Raw genomic sequence first — 20,282 nt, 5'->3', positions numbered from 1 at the left:
CGCTTGTCATCCCGAAGGAATATTTGTAAAGATAAGTTGTATGGTTGTCTATATTAATAGACAAATGGAGATTTGGCAATGGACGCACGAGCAAAAAGTGCAAATCCAGATGATGTACATCGAAAAAGAGTTGTCGACCTTTTGGCGGCGGCCCATCTGGACGAATTAAAGGCGCTGTGGAGCGCGCTGCCGTTTGCGCCGGAAGCACATTTCCTGCGCGGACCGGAGACTGGTCTGGTGATGGTGCGCGGCCGTATCGGTGGTGGTGGCGCGTCCTTCAATCTGGGTGAAGTGACGGTGACGCGGGCGACATGCAGGCTAGCGTCGGGCCAGGTCGGGCATGCGCAGGCACTGGGTACATCCAAGGAAAAAGCGCGGCTCTCAGCGATTTTCGACGCCCTTTGGCAGGATGAGGCGCATCGCGCCCAGATTGAGCCGTTGTTGGCGGCTGTGGAACGGCGTCTGAATGAGGGCGACCGCATCAGGGCCGAGCAGGTTGCGGCAACGAAGGTGGATTTCTTCACCATGGTCAGAGGAGAAGACTGATGCTCGAAGCGGAAAGCCTGACTGGCGGGTTCGCTCAGCCGGTATTTGAAGCGCAAAGTGTGTTTCGTGCCGTTATGGACGGTATGGCCCGGCCCGGCACCCACCAGACTGTTGCCGTGTCGCTGCACCCGCCCGCCCCTTTTGGTCTGGCACAGGCGGCTATTGCGCTGACGCTGTGCGATGCCGATAGCCGTGTCTGGCTGAGCGGCGTGCTTACCAAAAGTGCCGCGCCCGCCTGGCTGAGCTTTCACACCGGCGGGGTGACGACAACCGACAAGACCGAAGCGCAGTTTGCGTTTTTCGAAGCAGGCAGCCCGCTTGCCGCCTTCGCGCAATTTTCCACCGGCACGCAGGACTATCCCGACCGCTCGGTGACTGTTGTCTATGAAGTCGCCGGTTTCGAAGGCGGCCAGCCGCTTACTCTGAAGGGACCCGGCATCCAAGACCGGGCAATGATCGCCCCACTTGGCTTGCCGGATGGTTTCCTGCGCCATTGGCAGGACAATCATGCCCTGTTTCCGCGCGGCGTCGATGTGATTTTCACCGCCGGTCGGGATTTTCTCTGCCTGCCGCGCAGCTGCGCGATACTATCCGGGGAGGCGTGAATGTATGTTGCTGTAAAGGGCGGCGAGACCGCCATTGCCAATGCCCACAGCCTGCTGGCCGACCGTCGCCGGGGTGATCGAAGCCTGCCGACAATGACCGTCGATCAGATTGTCGAGCAATTGGCGCTGGCGGTTGGCCGCGTCATGGCCGAGGCCTCGCTTTATGATCGCAAGCTTGCGGCGCTGGCCATCAAACAGGCGCGGGGCGATATGATCGAGGCGATTTTCCTGCTGCGCGCCTATCGCACCACGCTGCCGCGCTTTGGTCTGTCAGAGCCGGTCGATACCGGAGCGATGCGGATCGAGCGGCGGATTTCCGCAACCTATAAGGATCTGCCCGGCGGCCAGTTGCTGGGGCCGACGTTCGATTATACTCACCGTCTGCTCGATCCGTCCCTGCTGGAAGAAGGCGAGGTGGAACCTCCGGTCCAGAAAACGCCATCCGGCGAACCCGCCATGCGGGTTTCGGATATCCTGAGCGAAGAAGGACTGATCGAACCCGATGGCGACATGCCGGAGGATCATCTGGCGGGTGATATTACCCGCCAGCCTATCGAGTTTCCGATGGCGAGGGATTTGCGGCTGCAATCGCTGGCCCGTGGTGATGAAGGTTTCCTTCTGGCGCTCGCCTACTCCACCCAGCGTGGCTATGGCCGCAGCCATCCTTTTGCCGGTGAAATCCGCTTGGGTGAGGTCGAGGTAGAGCTGGATGTGCCTGAGCTTGGCTTTGCCGTGTCGCTTGGGCGTATCCAAGTCACCGAATGCCAGATGGTCAACCAGTTCAAGGGCTCGTCAAAGGCCCCGCCACAATTCACGCGAGGCTATGGCCTCGTCTTCGGTCAGAGCGAGCGCAAGGCGATGGCCATGTCGCTGGTGGATCGGTCACTGCGCGCCGAAGAGTTGGGCGAGGATATTACCGCCCCTGCTCAGGACCAGGAATTTGTCTTGTCCCATTGTGACAATGTGCAGGCAACAGGGTTTGTCGAACATCTGAAGCTGCCGCATTACGTGGATTTCCAGGCCGAACTCGATCTGGTGCGGCGGATGCGCTCTGAACACGAACAGGCCCGCCAGCAAGGGCTGGACCTGAGCGAGGCGGCGGAATGACCAGTCTATTAGTCGTGATCGGCATACCAGGCGGCGCAAAGCGTCGAGACGCCCAGCATGAGGGTCACGAAGACGGCGAACATCATTTCGATTTCCATGCTCATTGCTCCCTGTTTGCGAATTTCTGGAAGGGTAACGCACAATGATTACGGAAGTTTCATTAGCGGACGAAATTGCCACTTATAATTTTGCCTATCTCGATGAGCAGACCAAGCGGATGATCCGCCGGGCGATCCTGAAGGCCATCGCCATACCTGGCTATCAGGTGCCGTTTGCGTCGCGCGAAATGCCAATGCCCTATGGCTGGGGCACTGGCGGCGTGCAGGTGACGGCAGCGATCCTTGGGCCGGAAGACGTGTTGAAGGTGATCGACCAGGGCGCCGACGACACCACGAACGCCGTGTCAATCCGGGCGTTTTTCCAGAAGGTCGCCAATGTGGCGGTCACCACCCACACCAGCGAAGCCACCATCATCCAGACCCGCCACCGGATTCCGGAGGAAAAGCTGCGGGCGGGCCAGGTGCTGGTCTATCAGGTGCCGATCCCGGAGCCTTTGCGCTTCCTGGAGCCGCGCGAGACCGAGACCCGCAAGATGCATGCATTGGAAGAATACGGCCTGATGCACGTGAAGCTCTATGAAGACATCGCCCGCAATGGCCGGATCGCCACCACCTATGCCTATCCGGTCAAGGTGGCGGGTCGCTATGTAATGGACCCGTCTCCGACACCGAAATTCGACAATCCGAAAATGCACCGGTCAGAGGCCCTGCAATTGTTTGGCGCGGGCCGCGAAAAGCGGATCTATGCCGTGCCGCCCTATACCGATGTCGTCAGCCTGGATTTCGAGGATCATCCTTTCACGGTGCAAAGCTTCGACAAGCCCTGCGCACTTTGCGGTGCCGAGCATGTCTATCTTGACGAAGTGATCCTCGACGACAAGGGCGGGCGAATGTTCGTCTGCTCCGACACCGACCATTGCGAGGATCGCCGCGCCAAAGGTCATCGGGGTGAGATGCTGGCCGAAACACAGCATGAGGAGGCTGCTCAATGACCCAGCAACCGCTTTTGAAGGTCCGTGACCTGTCGAAATTCTACGGACGGCGGATCGGCTGCGCCAATGTTTCCTTCGATCTCTGGCCGGGCGAAGTGCTGGCTGTGGTCGGTGAATCCGGTTCCGGCAAGACGACGCTGCTGTCCTGCCTGTCCACCCGGCTGATGCCGACCACCGGCAGTGTCGATTACCGGATGCGCGACGGCGCTTACCGCGAGCTTTATCACATGAGCGAGGCCGAGCGGCGCTTTCTGATGCGCACTGACTGGGGCTTCGTTCACCAGAACCCCGCCGATGGGCTGCGGATGACCGTTTCAGCCGGGGCCAATGTCGGCGAGCGGCTGATGGCGGTGGGCGAACGGCATTACGGCAATATCCGCGCCACCGCCACCGATTGGCTGGACAGGGTGGAAATTGCCGCCGACCGGATTGACGACCAGCCGCGTGCTTTTTCCGGCGGCATGCGTCAGCGCTTGCAGATCGCCCGCAATCTCGTCACCAATCCGCGTCTGGTGTTCATGGACGAGCCGACCGGCGGGCTGGATGTCTCGGTGCAGGCAAGGCTGCTGGATCTGGTGCGTGGGTTGGTGGCTGACCTTGGTCTGTCGGTCATCGTCGTCACCCATGATCTGGCCGTCGCAAGGCTGCTGTCGCATCGGATGATGGTGATGAAGGACGGCCATGTGATCGAGCAGGGTCTGACTGATCGGGTGCTGGACGATCCGCGCGAGCCTTATACGCAATTGCTCGTCTCCTCGATTCTTCAAGTGTGATTGGATCATCAGATGCCCACGCCTCTTATCGTTTCCGATGTCGCCAAAAGCTTCACCATGCATCTGCGCGACGGGCTTGTCTTGCCGGTGGTGCGTAATGTCAGCTTTTCCGTCAATAGCGGCTCTTGCTCCGTGCTGGGCGGCCCGTCCGGCATCGGCAAAAGCTCGATCTTGAAAATGCTCTACGGCAATTACGCCGTTGATAGCGGCCAGATCCTGGTGCGCCATCACGATACGGTGGTGGATCTGGCGTCGGCCATGCCGCGCATGGTGCTGGATATCCGCCGCGATACGATGGGCTATGTCAGCCAGTTCCTGCGCACGGTTCCAAGGGTGTCGGCGCTGGATGTCGTGGCCCAACCGCTGACGGCGCGCGGCGTAGCCATTGACGAGGCAAGATCGGTGGCAAGTGATCTGCTGGCCAGGCTGAACCTGCCCAAGGCGCTCTGGCAATTGCCGCCCGCCACCTTTTCCGGCGGCGAGCAGCAGCGTGTCAACATTGCCCGAGGCTTCATCACCGATCATAAAATTCTGCTGCTGGATGAGCCGACGGCCTCTCTCGACGCGCAAAATCGTGCCGTGGTCATCGAGTTGATTGCTGGCAAAAAGGCCGAGGGTGTCGCCATGCTCGGCATTTTCCACGACGAAGAAGTGCGCGAAGCGGTCGCTGACACCATTCTCGATGTCTCGCAATTCTCACCTAGAGGCCGTCAGGTTCAGATTGAACCAGCCATCCTCTAGCTTTCTTGTTTTCGTTTGTCTTTTCGGGAAAACCGGTACCCACTTTTCCCTGACAAACTCTAGGAGCATCGCCGCATGAGCACCCGTCTTGGGCTTGAGCCCCAAATCAACCCGACCGCCAGCGTCACGAACAGCACGCTTGGGCGCTACACGGAAGTCGCCGAGCGCAGCCGTCTCGATGAGGTCGAGATGGGCGACTATTCCTATGTGATGCAGGATGTTTCCATCTGGTGCGCCACCATCGGCAAATTTGCCAATATCGCCGCCAGTGTCCGCATCAATGCTCCCAATCATCCGACATGGCGCGCTACGCTGCATCATTTCACCTACCGTGCCGTCGATTATTTCGAAGGGGCGGACCTGGAGACGGATTTCTTCGACTGGCGGCGGGAAAACCGAGTGGTGATCGGTCATGATGTCTGGATCGGCCATGGTGCTACCATCCTGCCCGGCGTCACCATCGGCAATGGCGCGGTTGTCGGCGCAGGCGCGGTCGTTTCCAAGCCGGTGGAACCCTATACCATCGTCGGCGGCGTCCCGGCCAAGCCGATCAAGCCCCGGTTTGGACCAGGTATCGGCGCGCGCATGGACAGACTTGCCTGGTGGGATTGGCAGCATGAGCGGCTTCACGCTGCCCTTGCCGACTTCCGGACGCTGTCTGCCGAAGATTTTCTGGCCCGACATGAAGTCTTAGCCTGAAGTATAGGCTTTGCTACCCTTTGATTTTAACAGAAATGTCATGAAACTGACATGGCCGCTTCACTGATCTGAACTATAGCTCGCTCTGGATTTGGACATGATATCGGAACAAGCGCATGAATTTCGAACTGACCGAGGTGACGCGGCGTTTTGGCAAGAAGATTGCCGTGGAAGCCGTGACCCTGTCCATTCCGCATGGGCAGATGGTCGGCATTATCGGTCGGTCCGGTGCGGGAAAATCCACTTTGCTGCGAATGATCAACCGCTTGGCCGATCCGACATCCGGGTCGATGCGGTTCGGCGATCAGGAGGTGACGCGCCTCAAGGGATCGGCTTTGCGCAGCTGGCAGCGCGATTGCGCGATGATTTTCCAGCAGTTCAACCTGGTTCCGCGCCTGGATGTTCTGACCAATGTCATGCTGGGACGTCTCAATCATCGCTCCACGGCGCTGAGCATCCTCAATATTTTTACGCGCGAAGAGCGGATCATGGCGATTGCCGCTTTGGAGCGGCTGGGCATCGAGCAAACGGCACTGCAACCGGCTGGCACGCTGTCCGGCGGCCAGCAGCAGCGGGTGGCCATTGCCCGCGCGCTAATGCAGGCGCCGAAAATGCTGCTGGCCGACGAGCCGATTGCCTCGCTCGACCCTTTGAACGCCAAGATTGTCATGGATGCGCTGCGCGACATCAACGAGCGCGAAGGCATCACCGTGATCACCAATCTGCACACGCTGGATACGGCGCGGGCCTATTGCGAGCGGATCATCGGCATGGCGGCGGGCAAGGTGGTGTTCGATGGGCCGCCGGATGCGCTGACAGCGCAGGCGGTGCAGGCGATCTATGGCACTGGCCAGGATGGCAACGGCATTGACGAGAGCATGACATCGACCGCGATCCGCCTGCCGAAGCCGGACTTGGCCCCGTCTGTGCCGATGGTGGCGGCAACGGCAAACTGAGCCCGCAATCCATGACCTGAAAAATAGCATTTCTATCGCGGCACCCAGCCCGATGGCAGCGCCTTCGCTTGCCCGCGTCAAAGGCACCTTTCTTACGTTCAAGAGACAGATCCGGTCCCTCGGGAAAACCAGACCGGAAAACCAGGAGAGAGACCATGTTGAAGAAAATTCTGCTTGCCTCCGTGACGCTTCTGTCGCTGGCTGGCGTGGCTGCTGCCGAAGACCTGAAGGAATTCCGCATCGGCATTCTCGGCGGCGAGAACGAAGCTGACCGGTTGCGCAATTACAACTGCCTGTCCGATCACCTGAAGAAGGAATTCGGCTTCACCAAGGTTTCGCTGTTCCCGGCCTCGGACTATGACGGTGTTATCCAGGGTCTTCTGGGTGGCACGCTTGATTATGCCGAGCTTGGCGCTTCCGGCTATGCCAAGGCCTATCTGGCTAACCCGAAGGCAGTCGAGCCGATCCTGACCACGGTGCAGACCGATGGCTCGATGGGCTATTACTCGATCATGGTTGCCCGCAAGGACAGCGGCATGACCAAAGTCACCGACATCAAGGGCAAGAAGCTCGGTTTTGCCGATCCTGACAGCACGTCCGGCTACCTGATCCCGACCGTGACCCTGCCCGACGCGCTCGGCGGCAAGCCGGTCAAGGAATATGTGGCATCGACCGGCTTTGGCGGTGGTCATGAAAATCTGGTTCTCGAAGTGCTGAAGGGCACGTTCGATGCTGGCACCACCTTCGGCTCCGGCGTTGGCAATTTCAAGGACGGCTACACCTCCGGCAACCTGCGCAAGATGGTTGATAAGGGCGTCCTCAACATGGACGACCTGGTGGAATTGTGGAAGTCGCCGCTGATCCCGAACGGTCCGATCGTCATCCGCTCCTCGATGAACGACGACATGAAGACCAAGGTCAAGGCCTTCATGATGGACCTGCCGAAGACCGACGCCGCCTGCTTCTCCGCCATCGAAGGCGGCGATTTCAAGGGCTTTGCGGCTGTGAATGTCGATTTCTACAAGCCGGTTATCGACGCCCGCAAGGCAACCATCGGCGGCTGATCGCAGCTGGAAACATGAGAGCCGCCGGGATAAACGACCGGCGGCTTCCCCATTTGTCCATTTTGGAAAGTGCCAGATGAGCCATACCGCCAGATTGTCCTTGCTGAGCGAACAGGGGCGCGTGATCGAGAGCCATTGGAATGCGTTGGCCAAGACCCGCCGCCTTTACACGGTAGCCGGTCTTGCCGTGTTGTTTCTGGCGCTGGCGGGGTCGCTGTGGTTTGCCAATGATACCAATTCGGGCAAGTTTTTCGACCGTCTGCCACATCTGTTCGATTTCGTCGAAACGCTCATTCCCCGCGATGGCAATGAGATCTGGCGGGCGATGTTCGACCTGCCATCGCCCTATGATGATGGCAGCCTGAAATACAATTATCCGGAGGGGCGCTACTACCTCACCCAGACGCTTTATATCCCGGAATATTTCTACAAGATGATCGAGACGCTGAATATCGCGCTGGTCTCGACCCTGCTGGGCGGCATGTTGGGCTTTTGTTTTTCCTTCATGGCGGCCCGCAACATGATGCCGAACCGGTTCATCCGCTGGCCAGTGCGCCGCTTCATGGAATTGCTCAGGGCGTTTCCGGAAGTGGTGCTGGCCGGGTTTTTCCTCGCCATCCTCTCCATTGGCCCGATCCCGGCGATGATTGCGGTTTCGGTCCATACGGTCGGCGCACTCGGCAAGCTGTTTTTCGAGGTGGTGGAAAATGCCGATATGAAGCCGGACGAAGGCCTGCGCGCCGTTGGTGGCAATTGGCTGGAGCGGCTGTGGTTCGGCATGGTGCCGCAGGTCATGCCGAATTTCATCAGCTATGCCCTGCTGCGCATGGAAATCAATGTGCGCGCGTCAACGATTATCGGCGCGGTCGGCGGCGGCGGCATTGGCGAACCCTTGCGCCTGTCGATCAGCCAGGGCCATGCGGCCAAAACCGTTGCCATCGTCATCCTGCTGCTGACGACGGTGATCGCCGTCGATCAGTTTTCGGCCTGGTTGCGCCGCAAACTGGTCGGTGAGCAAGCCTTCCATGCTGTTTCCTGAGGTCCGGCCATGACACATCTCGACGCCACCCAAATGGACCTGATTGCCGCCCGTCATCCAGACATCTTCCGCCGCAGCTTTTGGCAGCGCTACCGCGTGCCGCTGACCATTGTCCTGCTCGCGCTGTATTTCACCTTTTCCTGGTGGTTCTTTGCGGTTGGAAAAGTGGTCTCCACCGCCAGCTGGGGCATTGCCGGAAACTATCTGGCCGACTGGGTGTCCTATGAGATCCGGCCGGAAATCAATATTGCCCCCGATGGGGCGATTTCCATCGCCTATTCGCGCTTCGACCCGATTGGTCCCAACCCCAACCCGGATTGGCTGGTGACGAAGAAAGAAATGATGACCCGCACGAGTGGCGTAGCCGATGCGCCCGCGCCAGTGACGTCAGCGCCAAAAGCCTCGAGCTTCAATTTCATGGCAGCCGCCCCGCAACAGGCGCCGGTCGCGGCCCAAGCTGCACCCGTCACCCGCCAGGAACAGGTGATCCGAGAGGCCGATGTCAATCTCGGCTCCAGCGCATCGCTGCTGGTCAGCCCCGAAAGCGTGGTGCTGAACCGGGGCGCTGAGCGCGTTACCCTGATGCTTGACCGCAAGGCCGGCACCGTGCTTGCCGATGGCACGCTGCCAGCCTGGGTCGAACAACGCGAACGCGGCGGTAGGGTCATGGCCTATTTCGGTCTCCAGGGTTGGGCCGATATCAGCGCCGACCGGGTCAGGGTACGCAACCGGTTTTTCGGCTGGGCCAATTTCCTGTTCGATACCAATTCCGCGTTTTTCAGCAGGTCCGCAACCGACGTGGTCAGCTTGATCGCCACCGGCCCAAGGCTCGATCCTGACCGGTCCAACCTGTCGCTGGCCTGGAACGACATTCTCTACAATCCGTCCTGGCAGCATCTGGATGTCTGGACCAAGCTGGCGCAAACGCTCGTCATGGCCTTTGTCGGTACGGTGTTCGCCTCGCTGATCGCTTTTCCGCTGTCCTTCATCGCGGCGCGCAATATTACCCGCAACCGTCCGGTCAACCATCTGACCAAGCGGTTCTTCGATTTCCTGCGTTCGGTGGATATGCTGATCTGGGCGCTGTTTTTCACCCGCGCCTTCGGGCCGGGACCGCTGGCCGGGATCTCGGCGATTTTCTTCACCGACACAGGCACGCTCGGCAAGCTCTATTCCGAAGCGCTTGAAAATATCGACGACAAGCAGCGCGAAGGGGTGAAATCGGTTGGCGCTTCGCCGCTCGCCGTGCAGCGCTTCGGCGTGTTGCCGCAGGTTTTGCCGGTCTTTGCATCGCAGGCTTTGTATTTCTGGGAATCCAACACCCGCTCGGCCACCATTATCGGCGCGGTCGGGGCGGGTGGCATTGGCCTGAAGCTTTGGGAAGCGATGCGCACCAACCAGAATTGGGAAAATGTCTGTTATATGGTGCTGTTGATCTTGCTGGTGGTGTTTATCTTCGATGCGGTGTCCAACCTGCTGCGCTCAAAACTGATCGGCGCGCAAAAATGATCTTCCTCTGGTGCAGTTTCGGCATCGCCACCTGCCAGACAAGGCTTGCTTCCATCGCTTGAGAAGGGTCAGATACAGGCTCTTCCAAGCTGATTCCCGGGATAGGATTGCTGTGCGTTACGCCCTTTATTTTACACCGCCCAAAGACGATCCCTTGTCTCTTGCCGCCGCACTTTGGCTTGGCCGCGATGCCTTCACCGGCGCGGATCTTGACCGGCAGCCGGTGGAAGGGTTTTCAGACGATGAGATCACCGCCCTGACCGCCGATCCGCGTCGCTACGGCTTTCATGCCACGCTGAAAGCGCCGTTTTCCCTAAAAGAGGGAGAGAGCGAAGCTGCGCTGCTGGAGATGTTTTCCCGCTTTTGCAAGGCGACGCCCGCCTTTGAGATCCCGAAGGTCGTGGTCAATCAGCTCGGGCCGTTCTTTGCTGTAGTTCCCGACGCTGTCCATCAACCCTTGCAGGATTTTGCCGCCTCGGTTGTCGAGGTTTTCGAGCCGTTTCGCGCGCCCTTGAGCGAGGCCGATATTATCAGGCGCAAGCCTGAAAAGCTGTCCGAGCGCAAACGTGTGCTGCTGGACACCTGGGGCTATCCCTATGTCATGGAGGAATTCCGGTTTCACATGACCTTGACCGGACCTGTTGATGCCGAGCGCAGCGATGCGATGCGCGCTGTGCTGGAGAGCCGGTTTGCTGATTTTACCAACCGGGCGCTGCTGATTGGCGGGCTTGGCCTGTTTGTCGAGCCGAGCCGCAATGCGCCCTTTACCGTTCACCGCTGGTTGCCCCTTGCCGGGGCTGAAGGAAGTCTGTGATGTCGAATGAAACCGTGCTGTCCAATGCGACTGTGGTGCTGGAAAGTGGGCTGCTTCTGAAGGGCGCTGTGGTCATTCGCGATGGCCTGATTGCCGAAATTTCAGAAGGCAACAGCCGCATCGGCGAGGATTTCGGCGGCGATTATCTGATCCCCGGGCTGGTCGAACTGCATACCGATCATCTGGAATCGCATTATTCGCCGCGTCCCGGTGTGCGCTGGAACAAGACGGCAGCCATTCAGGCCCATGATGCGCAGGTCGTCACCTCAGGCATTACCACCGTGTTCGATTGTCTGCGGATGGGGTCGGACGAGGATGGCGGGTTTGAGAAAGGTGAAATGCGCGATATGGCCGACGCCATCCAGGCCGCCGAAAAGGATGACCGTCTCCGCGCCGAGCACCTGCTGCATCTGCGCTGTGAAGTCGCATCCGACAATGTTCTCGACCATTTCGCCGATTTCGAGCAGGACCCGCATGTGCGGCTGGTGTCGCTGATGGACCACTCCCCGGGCCAGCGGCAGTTCCAGACCATGGACCAGTATACGCTCTATTATAAAACCAAGAAGGGTTTGAGCGAGGAAGCCTTCGCTCGCTTCGTTGAAAAGCGGCTAGAGGCATCGGCGGCCTATTCTGCCCAGCACCGGGATACGCTGGCCCGCATCTGCGCCGTGCGCGGCATTACCGTTGCCAGCCATGACGATGCAACGCTTGCCCATGTGGAAGAGGCCAAGGGCCATGGCGTGCGTCTGGCCGAGTTTCCGACCAGTCTTGAGGCCGCCGATGCCTCGCATCAGGCGGGGATGAGCGTGCTGATGGGCGCGCCAAACGTGGTGCGCGGCGGCTCCCATTCCGGCAATATCGCCGCCACCGATCTGGCCGAGCGCGGCGTGCTCGACGTGCTGTCTTCCGATTATATCCCGCTCAGCCTGCTGCACGCGCCTTTCGTGCTCGCCCATCGCTATGAGGTGATCAGCCTGCCGCAGGCATTGGCCATGGTGACCTCGACACCGGCCCGCACTGTTGGGCTGGAAGACCGGGGCCGGATTGCCCCTGGCCTGCGCGCCGATCTGGTGCGCGTCCGCTACAGCGAAAATCACGGTGGCGTGCCTGTGGTGCGCTCTGTCTGGCGCCAGGGCAGAAGGGTGGCGTGATGGTGCCGCATTCCGCCATGCCTGATAACGGGCCTGATCATTCGGACGCCAAGGCCGAGGATAAGGGCCGGATGATCGTCGTGGTCGGCCCAAGCGGGGCGGGCAAGGATAGTCTGATTGCCTATGCCAAGCGGTATTTTATCGGACAGACTGACGCTGAGCGCTGCGCTGTGCATTTCGTCCAGCGGGTCATTACCCGGGCCGCCGATGCGGGCGGGGAGGATCATCGCCCGGCCAGTCCTTCCGAGTTCGATGATCTCAAGGCGGCTGGCCGTTTTGCTGTTGACTGGGATGCGCATGGTCTAAGCTATGGCATTCCTGAAAATGTGCATCGCTGGTTATCGAATGGCAGTGTGGTGATCGCCAACGGCTCACGCTCGGTACTTCCCCGGTTTGCACAGGTCTTTCCGCGAATGCTGGTGGTGAATGTCACCGCCCGTCCCGAGGTTCTGGCCGACCGGCTGGAAGCGAGGGGCCGTGAAAGCCGCGAGGACATTCTGCAACGGCTTCAACGCAGCCCGCCTGACATTCGCGGCGACTACCCTGTCGTGACCATCGACAATTCCGGCCTGCTGGAGGAGGCGGGCAGGCGTTTCATCGAGACGATTGAAGCCGCGCTATAACATGTGTTAAACAACTTATCCGCGTTACTGGCGATAAGAGTATAGCCGGCAGTATTCCAATGCAAAGGATTGCGGCAACTGTCTTGTGCTCTTGAAGGTGGATCACCATCGGGAAGCGTGGCGCTCATCTCTTTGAAAATGAGCGGTCAGCGGATCATCCGCGCCGCGCGCCTGGGCAATTTCCTTTCACTATGGAGATGCCGCATGACGATGTTTGCCCCTTTATTTGCCATAGCCTTCGCCTTGTTGATCGGCGCGGCCAGTCCCGGTCCAAGTTTTCTTTTGGTCAGCCACACATCCATGACCCGCTCCAGAGCCGCCGGTTTGGTAACGGCGATCGGCATGGGGACCGGCGGGTTGATCTTCGCCGTTCTGGCCCTGGCCGGATTGGCTGCGCTGATAACCCAGCTTGCCTGGCTTCATAGGGTTTTGCAGGTGGCGGGTGGCCTCTATCTCGCTTATATCGCATGGAAACTCTGGCGTAGTGCCGCCCAACCGGTCAATCTGGATCAGGCCGCTATTGCGCCAAAATCTTTCAGCAGGATTTATCTCAGTGCCTTTTTAACACAGGTCAGCAATCCAAAAACCGCGATTGTCTATGCCAGTATTTTCGCGGCTCTTCTGCCGCCTCGGCCCGATAGCCTGCTGTTCATCATGCTGCCAGGCGTGGTCTTTTTGGTAGAGGCGGGTTGGTATGCGCTGGTGGCGCTGGTCTTTTCCGCGCCAATACCCCGGCGCGTCTATCTCTCAGCCAAGAAACCGCTGGATCGTCTGGCCGCTTTGGTTCTGGGTGGACTTGGACTTCGCCTTGTGTTCGAGGGCGCGCGGCCCTGACGCCTTTTACCGAAGAGGGGTTGCCGCCAGGCTCGTATCCTTGACGGGCGTCTGATCCTTAGCAGGGGTCTGGGCAGGTTTCCTGACGGGATTCTGAGCTGTATCCTTGGACGCCAATTGTTTCCAGGTGTTCTGCTGGTTCAACATGGTGCGCAAATAGGCGACATTCGCCTCAGCCTGATCGGGGGAAAGTTCGGCTCTGGCAATCCGGTCGGCCTCGTCGAAGCGGCCTTGAAGGCCGACGACAAGGGCCAGGTTCTGGCGAACCCGGCTATCGGCACCCGGTTGCTGGGACGCGCTGCGCAGGTAGGTTTCAGCGGTTTTCAGGTCGCCGCCAAGCAGATAGGACATGCCCATATTGGACAGGATCGAAGGCTCGTTGGGCTGGATCTGCAAGGCCTGCTGATAGGCGGCACGCGCCTCCTGGGTGCGTCCGAGCTGGTCGAGAACCGCGCCCTGGGCCGAATAAAGCCGCCAATCGGGCCGATCCGGGGTCTGGGCACGGCCAATCGTCGTCAAGGCCTGTTCCAGCTGGCCGGCAGCGGCCTGCGCCTTGCCATAGGCGGCAAGCACTTGGCGGTCATTTGGATTGGCGATCACCACCTGCTGCATGACAGACAAAGCCTGCGGCGCGCGGCCGCCCATCTGCAACAGATTGGCATAGGCCACGCCAACCTGTGCGTTCTTGCGATTTTTCTCATAGGCCCGGCCCATGCTGTCCGTGGCCATGGCGATTTCGCCCGGCGTCATCTGATCAACGGGCTTGGTCATGCTCGGGATCGAGCCGGTCGACATTTTGTCGGTATTGGAGGTGGTGGCGCAGCCCGTTAGCGCCAGCGCCAGTGCCAACACCGAAAGAGCGGGCAGTGCCGCGCAAATCTGAATGGATGAACGCCAAACAGCCATCACTCTATCCCCATAGCCCTGAATTCACAGGCAGACGAATCACCGTCATCAGCCCTGCAACCATGGAAAAGCAATAATCTGTTAACCCTAATGGAATGTTAAAATGCCTTTGGTCTGCGAGAACGCCCGGCGTTTGACATTTTCGTCAGCCATAAATTTTCGAGAAAATTCGAGCCCGGTCCTCTTGAAAGATAAAACCTTCACGTAGGAACCGATTCTAAGGAATTTTGCGGTAAAGCTGACCGGGAAGTGATGGAGCAGCAAAAGGGCAATCATGGCACCCTATCAATATATTGAAAGACCCACCCCGTTTCTGACCAAGGGTGGTAAATCCCTGCCGATTTTCGCGGTGACGCCCGCCCATATCGAAACCGGCGCGATTGATCCTGTTGCACTCGATTGGGCGAAGAAGGCAGGCTACAAGGCGGATGTGGGTTCGCTGCTGTTGATCCCCACCAGCGATGGGCAATTGGGCGGGGCGCTCTTTGGTCTTGGCGGTGCGCCAGGAGAAAATCCGTTTCTGGCGGGCAAGCTGGCGCGGGCATTGCCAGCTGGCGACTGGCATATCGAGACCGCGCCATTGACCGCCAACCGGTTGGTTCTGGGCTATGGTCTGGGCAGCTATCGTTTCGAGCGCTATAAGGCCGACCGCTCGGATCATCCCAAATTGCTGATGCCTCAGGATGCGGATGCCAGCGACATTGCCCGCCAGCTGGCCGGCGTTTTCCTGGCTCGCGACCTGATCAACACGCCCACCAATGACATGGGACCGGCAGATCTGGAAAAAGCCTTCCGGGCGCTGGCCGACCATTATAAGGCAGAGGTCAGCGTGGTGATTGGCGATGAACTGCTGCACCGGAATTTTCCTCTGGTTCACACCGTGGGCCGGGCCAGCGCCCAGGCGCCGCGGCTTCTCGAAATGCGCTGGGGCAAGAAGGGCCACAAGAAGATCACCCTGGTCGGCAAGGGCGTTTGTTTCGATACCGGCGGGCTGGATATCAAGCCGTCTTCATCGATGTTGCTGATGAAGAAGGACATGGGCGGTGCGGCCAATGTGCTGGGCCTTGCTCTGATGATCATGGATGCCAAGCTGAAAGTGGATCTGCGCGTCATCGTGCCTGCCGTGGAAAATTCCATAGCCGGCAATGCGTTCCGGCCTGGTGACATTTATACAAGTCGTCAGGGCCTGACCGTTCAGATCGACAATACCGATGCCGAGGGACGGTTGATCCTTGCCGATGCGCTGACCTATGCCGACGAAGAGGAACCGGACCTGCTGATCGACATGGCGACGTTGACGGGGGCTGCCCGTGTGGCGCTCGGTCCGGATGTGCCGGCCTTCTTCTCCAATGACGATGCGCTTGCCTATGAGCTGACCGATTCAAGCCTTGAAACTGACGACCCGATCTGGCGCCTGCCGCTTTTCCCCGGTTACGAAAAAATGGTCCGCTCGCAGATTGCCGACCTGACCAATGCACCTGCGGGCGGCATGGCGGGGGCAATCACCGCTGCCCTGTTCCTGAAGCGCTTTGTCACCCGAACGACAAGCTGGGCGCATTTCGACATTTTCGGCTGGGCGCCGCAAGAGCGGCCCCATAGCCCCGTTGGTGGTGAGGCGCAGGCAATTCGCGCCCTCTACCGCTATATCGCCGCGCTCAAATAAGCGAAGGCGTTGACGATGCTATCTTTATCCTCGAGAGGTTTGAAAATCTCTCGAGGATAAAGGTGTGCCGAGATCTGAAATCCGGCAGTCTCTCTTCAATGGGCGTTCCTTAAAGCAGCTGTCCCCATCATTTTTCATTTGCAGGAGCTGATGCCGATTGGGGCTATCAGGCCTTGGTACTACCGTGACGTTTGACAGACTGTTCAATATCTGTTGACGACATGGAGGCTATCGTTCATTTTTTATTTTGACTATGTTGGTCGTGTTTTGAGTTCCAAGAGCCGGATATTTGTTAAGGCCAGCGGTAAGATCTCCTGCCTGTTGACGCCGAGCTGTCATCAGGGAAACGCAGTCTAATAATAGAAAAATTATTTACTTACAATGAATTGCATGATTTCTCGAGGCGGCTGATGTCGCACCAAAGCGCCGACGGGACGCGGGTTGAAGCGATTTTTATATGAATTAAAATAATTATTCGGCATTTCAATTTTTGCGTGTTAAATTTCAAGAGTTAGAAAATTCAAATTTTTTTTATTTTACATTGGCATCTCCGCTCCACACGTTTCGGGCGCATGGAACGGAAAAAAGGAGATTGATTTAATGAATTTTAATGTCAGAAAAATCGTTATAAATTCAGCATTTATTGGAATGGCAACGGGCTTTGGCGGCTTGACTATTGGCGGCGTGGCAACGGCTTCGGCGCAGGATGCCCAGACGGCCCCACCCGCCGGGGTCTATAAACTGGATCCGACCCATGCGAACCTGACATGGACGGTCAAGCACAATACGATTTCCAACTACACCGCTCGCTTTGGCAAGCTGGAAGCCACGCTTTCTCTCGACCCAGCGAAAATCGAAGCCTCCAAGATCGAGGTAACGATTGATCCGACATCGGTGGATGTGCCCTATCCCGCCGATTATAAGGCCACCCACGCCAAATCGCCTTATGCGACCTGGCCTGAGGAGATCAGCAAGGATCCAAAAAAACTCAACAGTGACGCTTTCCCGAAGATCACCTTCACATCGACCAGCGTGAAGAAGACCGGTGACAAGACGGCGGAAATCCTCGGCAACTTGACATTCCTGGGTGTCACCAAGCCGGTGACGCTGAATGCAACCCTGAACGGGGCCATTGACAGCCATCCATTTGCAGGTGTTCCGGCCATTGGATTTGCCGCAGAAGGGACGTTTGACAGAACGGCGTTTGGCCAACCTGTCGGTTACGTCGGCAAGGATGTGACAATCCGCTTTGACGGTGAGTTCATCCAGGACCCGGCGGCGTCTCCAACCAAGTGATGGTGGATTTGACGTGATGCTGAAAGCAGCGCGTGAGGCACAGGCCTCTGCGTAAACTGCCTTCGGGCCGATTGGGTTTTGCCACGCATATCAGCACCCTCAATCGGCCCAGAGCCTGCGCCCCAGCGGGTATTCGGCTCGCAGAATTTTCCGAATTTTATCATTGATAAATATAGGTTTTAAGAGCCATGAACACGGCGTTTCAGCACCAGACAGTACCGCGGGCTGCGGTACGCTATACCTGCGTTGCCATTGCGTTGCACTGGGCGATCGCGCTGATGATCCTGTCGATGATCCCGATGGGATGGTGGATGGTGCGGGCCTTGAAAAAGCCTGAGACCCAGCAACTGGCCTATCAGCTGTTTCAGATCCACAAATCCATCGGCTTTGCCATTCTGGCTTTGACCGTGCTGCGCATCATCTGGCGGGCAACCCATAAGCCGCCCGCTTTACCATCCGGCATGAAGCTCTGGGAGCGGTTTCTGGCCAATGCCACGCATATCGCTTTCTACGGCATGATGTTGATCCTGCCATTGACTGGTTGGATCTACGTGTCCTCCGGCTGGGCGATTGCTACAGATCGCCCGCTCGATGTGGCGACCTCCTGGTTTGGCCTGTTTCCAATCCCGCATATTCCGGGTCTTGAGGGAAATCGCAACCTCGCCTTCGGCGCGATGGGTGCCCATAGCTATATGGCTTACGGCGGTGCGGCGCTAATCGTTCTGCATGTCGCAGCGGCCTTGAAGCATCATTTTATCGAGCGGGATGGTGTCTTAGTGCAGATGGTGCCTTTCCTGCGGGCCGGTAAAGCCGTGAATGGTACGTCTGGCAAAGGGAAGACCAGCGGCCTGTCACATGGCTTCGGCCTGGCGCTGGTCGTTATGGCGGCTGCTATCGGTTGGGTCATGCATCTGCCGCCGCCACTTGCCGAGCAGCCATCGGCGGTGGAGGCGCAAGCTGAACCGCCGGTCACAGTGCCTCAGTCGTCCGCAAATGTCGGCCAGGCCAATCCTGCACAAACCGATACTCAAGCTACACCGGGTCAAGCCGCGCCAGTCCAGGCGGCAACCGCTCCTGTCTGGGCCATCGACATGGCATCGTCCAGCATCGGCTTTGGTGGCACCCATGCAGGCAATGCCTTCAGTGGCCGGTTTGAAGAGTGGAGTGGCGATATTCGTTTTGATCCTGCCAATCTTGCTGGTTCGAAAGCGGTGATCCTGGTAAAAACGGCCTCTGCCAAAACCGGCGATGCGACCCAGGAAGGCTCGTTGAAGAATGGTGAATGGCTTAATTCCACCCGGTTTCCAGAGGCCAAGTTCGAAACCACGGAATTTCGCGCCTTGGGAGGCGATCGCTATGAGGCGCGGGGCACCCTGAGCATCAAGAATAAGCCTTTGCCGGTTGTGCTGCCCTTCAGCTTGAAAATCGAGGGCAACAAGGCGCAGGTGGAAGGCGCCCTGGAACTGGATCGTGCCGCACTTAATCTCGGGATGTTTTCGGACCCATCGGCGGAATGGGTGTCGAAATCCATCAATGTGAACATTGTGGTAAATGCGACGAAGACCGGCTCCTGATCGTATCCATCCATCAACAGGCCCGGCCTCTTGCAGTGCTGGGCTTTGTCATGTGATATATAACGGGTGCGAAACGAGAGCGGAGCAGACGATGAGCCTGGAACTGACCGCAACGGCGGCGCTAGGGCTTTGGCATCACGTGACTTTGCGACAGGTGCAGGAGGATGGCCGCGACCTGACACTGCGCCAGCTCTCCATCCTGCTGCATATCTATCTGGTTCCGCCGCCGCATACCGTGCGGGGGCTTGCCGCCACCCTCAAGGTTACCAAGCCGGTCATTACCCGCGCGCTCGATACCATGGGCGGCATGGGGTTTGTTGATCGGGTGCGCGATGATATGGACAAGCGCAATGTCATCATCAAGCGCACGGTGGCGGGGGCGCTTTATCTGGAAAAATTCGGCGACCTGATCATTGAGCAGGCGCGTGGCATGAGGACGTGAACATGCAACTGGACCGCCGGCTGAACGCCTATCGACCTGATCTGGCCGATGCGGCCCTGCGTGGCCAGGTGGAGGCGGAGCGCTATGTCAGCGGCATCCCGGCGCGTATTGTCGTGCCGGTTATCGCCTTGCGTCCGCGCCCGGATTTTGCCTGCGGAATCGATACGGAGGTGCTGCTGGGCGAAGAGGTTACGGTGTTTGACCGGGCCGATGGCTGGGCCTGGGTAAAGGCCGATCTGGATGGCTATGTCGGTTATCTGCCGGAAACAGCGATTGCCGACATCGAGGCGCCGCCCACGCATTGGATAACAGTGCCACGCAGTTTTCTCTATACCGGCCCGGATCTGCGCTATCCCAATGCGCGGACCATCTCGATGGGGAGCCGGGTAACGGTCACCGGGGAGGCCGAGACCCGTGGCACCCGCTACTTTCTGCTGAGTGACGGTCATGCGGTGATTGCCGATCATTGCCGCTCCCTCGGCACGCCAGCGGGCGAGGATTATGTGGCCATCGCCGCCCGTTTTCTGGAAACACCCTATCTCTGGGGTGGGCGCAGCGGGCTTGGCATAGATTGCTCCGGCCTCGTCCAGCTCTCCATGCAGATGTGCGGGCTGAACGCCCCGCGCGACAGCGATATGCAGGCGGCAGGCCTCGGCAGCCCGATTGACCGGAGTGATCTGCGCCGGGGCGACCTGATCTTCTGGAAAGGTCATGCTGGCATCATGGAAGACGAGCGCACCCTGCTGCATGCCAATGGCCACACAATGAGCGTCGCCCGCGAAGACGTAGACGCCGCAATCGCCCGGATCGGCTGGCTCTACCAGCAGCCGACCGGTTATCGCCGCCCGGAACGGATCGCTTAAAAATCAGCCAATCCATTCAGGCGAAG

General features: G+C 58.8%; 20 protein-coding genes and 1 pseudogene. 20 read left to right on the top strand and 1 reads right to left on the bottom strand.

What is annotated here, in order from left to right; translation table 11 throughout:
• Positions 1 to 78 precede the first annotated feature (78 nt).
• The 15 genes from phnG (at position 79) to H1Y61_RS00650 (ending at position 13,512) form a co-directional block, all read left to right on the top strand.
• A complete protein-coding gene (gene phnG, locus H1Y61_RS00720) occupies positions 79 to 546 on the top strand; it encodes a phosphonate C-P lyase system protein PhnG (RefSeq protein ID WP_180573424.1) in 468 nt (155 codons plus the stop codon).
• On the top strand, positions 546 to 1,151 hold the full coding sequence (gene phnH / locus H1Y61_RS00715; RefSeq protein ID WP_409363951.1) for a phosphonate C-P lyase system protein PhnH: 606 nt from the start codon (positions 546 to 548) through the stop codon (positions 1,149 to 1,151). Before phnG ends, phnH begins: the two co-directional genes overlap by 1 nt.
• Positions 1,152 to 2,258 carry a carbon-phosphorus lyase complex subunit PhnI gene (locus tag H1Y61_RS00710; protein ID WP_180573423.1) on the top strand — a complete coding sequence of 369 codons (1,107 nt, stop codon included), beginning with the start codon at positions 1,152 to 1,154 and terminating at the stop codon, positions 2,256 to 2,258.
• Positions 2,259 to 2,400: 142 nt separating this feature from the next.
• Positions 2,401 to 3,309, top strand: coding sequence for an alpha-D-ribose 1-methylphosphonate 5-phosphate C-P-lyase PhnJ (locus H1Y61_RS00705; protein ID WP_087727044.1), 909 nt, complete (start codon positions 2,401 to 2,403; stop codon positions 3,307 to 3,309).
• Entirely contained in the window at positions 3,306 to 4,082 is a 777-nt protein-coding gene (phnK, locus tag H1Y61_RS00700) for a phosphonate C-P lyase system protein PhnK (protein ID WP_012654706.1), read from the top strand. The genes H1Y61_RS00705 and phnK overlap by 4 nt, the downstream gene beginning before the upstream one ends.
• A 12-nt stretch (positions 4,083 to 4,094) precedes the next feature.
• Positions 4,095 to 4,823: a phosphonate C-P lyase system protein PhnL gene (phnL, locus tag H1Y61_RS00695; protein ID WP_070151207.1), complete on the top strand. Its 729-nt coding sequence runs from the start codon at positions 4,095 to 4,097 to the stop codon at positions 4,821 to 4,823.
• A 75-nt stretch (positions 4,824 to 4,898) separates the two neighbouring features.
• Complete coding sequence (locus H1Y61_RS00690; protein WP_156637815.1) at positions 4,899 to 5,522, top strand: DapH/DapD/GlmU-related protein; 624 nt, start codon at positions 4,899 to 4,901, stop codon at positions 5,520 to 5,522.
• 116 nt (positions 5,523 to 5,638) lie between these two features.
• Entirely contained in the window at positions 5,639 to 6,478 is an 840-nt protein-coding gene (gene phnC / locus H1Y61_RS00685; RefSeq protein ID WP_180573422.1) for a phosphonate ABC transporter ATP-binding protein, read from the top strand.
• A gap of 155 nt (positions 6,479 to 6,633) precedes the next feature.
• Positions 6,634 to 7,542, top strand: a complete 909-nt coding sequence (phnD, locus tag H1Y61_RS00680) for a phosphonate ABC transporter substrate-binding protein (protein ID WP_070163945.1) — start codon at positions 6,634 to 6,636, stop codon at positions 7,540 to 7,542.
• A 76-nt stretch (positions 7,543 to 7,618) separates the two neighbouring features.
• On the top strand, positions 7,619 to 8,581 hold the full coding sequence (gene phnE, locus H1Y61_RS00675; protein ID WP_012654711.1) for a phosphonate ABC transporter, permease protein PhnE: 963 nt from the start codon (positions 7,619 to 7,621) through the stop codon (positions 8,579 to 8,581).
• A gap of 9 nt (positions 8,582 to 8,590) precedes the next feature.
• A complete protein-coding gene (phnE, locus tag H1Y61_RS00670) occupies positions 8,591 to 10,090 on the top strand; it encodes a phosphonate ABC transporter, permease protein PhnE (protein ID WP_180573421.1) in 1,500 nt (499 codons plus the stop codon).
• Between the two features lie 112 nt (positions 10,091 to 10,202).
• Positions 10,203 to 10,904 (top strand): DUF1045 domain-containing protein, encoded by a 702-nt coding sequence (locus H1Y61_RS00665; RefSeq protein WP_180573420.1) that lies wholly within the window; start codon positions 10,203 to 10,205, stop codon positions 10,902 to 10,904.
• Positions 10,904 to 12,055 (top strand): alpha-D-ribose 1-methylphosphonate 5-triphosphate diphosphatase, encoded by a 1,152-nt coding sequence (locus H1Y61_RS00660; RefSeq protein ID WP_180573419.1) that lies wholly within the window; start codon positions 10,904 to 10,906, stop codon positions 12,053 to 12,055. The genes H1Y61_RS00665 and H1Y61_RS00660 overlap by 1 nt, the downstream gene beginning before the upstream one ends.
• A complete protein-coding gene (gene phnN / locus H1Y61_RS00655) occupies positions 12,055 to 12,678 on the top strand; it encodes a phosphonate metabolism protein/1,5-bisphosphokinase (PRPP-forming) PhnN (protein ID WP_409363950.1) in 624 nt (207 codons plus the stop codon). The genes H1Y61_RS00660 and phnN overlap by 1 nt, the downstream gene beginning before the upstream one ends.
• A gap of 204 nt (positions 12,679 to 12,882) precedes the next feature.
• Positions 12,883 to 13,512 carry a LysE family translocator gene (locus tag H1Y61_RS00650; RefSeq protein WP_180573418.1) on the top strand — a complete coding sequence of 210 codons (630 nt, stop codon included), beginning with the start codon at positions 12,883 to 12,885 and terminating at the stop codon, positions 13,510 to 13,512.
• A 96-nt stretch (positions 13,513 to 13,608) separates the two neighbouring features.
• Here H1Y61_RS00650 and H1Y61_RS00645 read toward each other — a convergent pair.
• A pseudogene (locus H1Y61_RS00645) lies at positions 13,609 to 14,418 on the bottom strand (tetratricopeptide repeat protein); the annotation flags it as partial.
• 274 nt (positions 14,419 to 14,692) lie between these two features.
• On the opposite strand from H1Y61_RS00645, the gene H1Y61_RS00640 reads away from it, so the two are divergent.
• The 5 genes from H1Y61_RS00640 (at position 14,693) to H1Y61_RS00620 (ending at position 20,256) form a co-directional block, all read left to right on the top strand.
• On the top strand, positions 14,693 to 16,081 hold the full coding sequence (locus H1Y61_RS00640; protein WP_180573417.1) for a leucyl aminopeptidase family protein: 1,389 nt from the start codon (positions 14,693 to 14,695) through the stop codon (positions 16,079 to 16,081).
• Between the two features lie 648 nt (positions 16,082 to 16,729).
• Positions 16,730 to 17,377 (top strand): YceI family protein, encoded by a 648-nt coding sequence (locus H1Y61_RS00635; protein ID WP_235680800.1) that lies wholly within the window; start codon positions 16,730 to 16,732, stop codon positions 17,375 to 17,377.
• A 188-nt stretch (positions 17,378 to 17,565) separates the two neighbouring features.
• Entirely contained in the window at positions 17,566 to 18,951 is a 1,386-nt protein-coding gene (locus H1Y61_RS00630; RefSeq protein ID WP_180573415.1) for a cytochrome b/b6 domain-containing protein, read from the top strand.
• A gap of 91 nt (positions 18,952 to 19,042) precedes the next feature.
• Positions 19,043 to 19,393, top strand: coding sequence for a MarR family winged helix-turn-helix transcriptional regulator (locus H1Y61_RS00625; protein WP_012654721.1), 351 nt, complete (start codon positions 19,043 to 19,045; stop codon positions 19,391 to 19,393).
• A 2-nt stretch (positions 19,394 to 19,395) separates the two neighbouring features.
• The gene (locus H1Y61_RS00620) at positions 19,396 to 20,256 is read left to right on the top strand and encodes a C40 family peptidase (RefSeq protein WP_409363949.1); all 861 of its coding nucleotides are present in this window, start codon (positions 19,396 to 19,398) and stop codon (positions 20,254 to 20,256) included.
• The last annotated feature ends 26 nt before the right edge of the window (positions 20,257 to 20,282 follow it).

The sequence above is a fragment of the Agrobacterium vitis genome (assembly GCF_013426735.1).
In the GTDB taxonomy this organism is placed as follows: domain Bacteria; phylum Pseudomonadota; class Alphaproteobacteria; order Rhizobiales; family Rhizobiaceae; genus Allorhizobium; species Allorhizobium vitis_D.
Note: the sequence above shows the minus strand (reverse complement) of the source record. Positions and strands in the feature narration are given on the sequence as shown.